The sequence below is a fragment of the Acidocella sp. KAb 2-4 genome, from assembly GCF_020567705.1.
Lineage (GTDB): Bacteria > Pseudomonadota > Alphaproteobacteria > Acetobacterales > Acetobacteraceae > Acidocella.
In genome coordinates this window covers 1-1301 of record NZ_JAJDJU010000066.1, presented here as the reverse complement: position 1 = coordinate 1301, position 1301 = coordinate 1, and the positions used below count along the sequence as shown (strand labels likewise).

The 1301-nt window shown below is 68.9% G+C and carries 1 protein-coding gene; it reads right to left on the bottom strand.

Annotated elements, in window-relative coordinates; translation table 11 throughout:
- Positions 1-1301, bottom strand: a 1301-nt coding sequence (pgi, locus tag LI953_RS15330; protein WP_227076959.1) for a glucose-6-phosphate isomerase, incomplete at both ends; no start/stop codon positions are given.

Genomic DNA, 1301 nt, shown 5'->3' with positions numbered 1-1301 from the left:
CCGAGTTCGACGCCCCATTGGTCGAAGGCGTTGATGTTCCAGATGGCGGCCTCGGTGAAGATGCGGTGTTCGTAGAGGGCGATGATTTGGCCCAGTGTTTCCGGGGTGAGTTGCGGATAGGCGAGCAGCAGGCTGGGGCGGTTGCCGGGGAACACGCGATGCGGGTTGCCGCCGGCTTCCTCCAGGGTGCGCCCGCGCATCAAGGCCTGCGCCTGGCCGAGGCAATTGGCGATCAGCAGCTCGTGATGATGCCGCAGCTCCGGCTCATGCCCGCGCGCGGCGATCAGGAATTCGCACGGCACCACATCGCTGCCCTGGTGCAGCAGCTGGTAGAAGGCGTGCTGGCCGTTAGTGCCCGGCTCGCCGAACACCAGCGGGCCGGTGGCCTGGGCCACTTGCAGGCCGTCGCGGGTGACGCGCTTGCCGTTTGACTCCATGTCGAGCTGCTGCAAATAGGCGGGCAGCCGGGCCAGGCGCTGGTCGTAGGGCAGAATGGCGCGGGCGGGGTAGCCGCAGACATTGCGGTGCCAGATGCCGAGCAGCGCCAGCAGCACGGGCAGGTTTTGCGCCAGCGGCGCGGTGCGGAAATGCTGGTCCATCGCCCGCGCCCCGGCCAGGAAGGCGCGGAAATTCTCGGCCCCGATGGCCAGCATCACCGGCAGGCCGATGGCGCCCCACACCGAGTAGCGCCCGCCCACCCAGTCCCAAAAGCCGAAGGTTTTGTGGGGCTCGATGCCAAACGCGGCGATCTTGTCCTGGGCGGTGGAGACGGCGGCGAAATGCGCGCGCACCGCCTCTTCGCCCAGCGCCGCCACCAGCCAGCGCCGCGCGGTCTGCGCGTTGGTCATGGTCTCGATGGTGGTGAAGGTTTTCGAGGCGACGATGACCAGCGTGCGCGCGGGGTCGAGCGGCTTCAGCGTGTCGGCGAGATGCGCGGCATCGACATTGGAGACAAAATGCGTGCGCGGGCCGTCGTGATACGGGGCCAGCGCGGCGGCGGCCATGGCGGGGCCAAGATCGGAGCCGCCAATGCCGATATTCACGATATCGGTGAAGCGCTGCCCGGTGGCGCCGGTGACCGCGCCCGCGCGCACCGCCTCGGCGAAGGCGAATAGCCGCGCGCGCATCGCCCGCACCTCGGGCATCACATCGGCGCCATCCACCAGAATGCGCGCCTCATCACCGGCCCGCAGCGCGGTGTGCAGCACGGCGCGGTTTTCGGTGACGTTGATCTTCTCGCCCGCGAACATCGCCTCGCGCCTGGCCTCCACCTCAGCCGCCTGAGCCAGGCGCAACAGCAG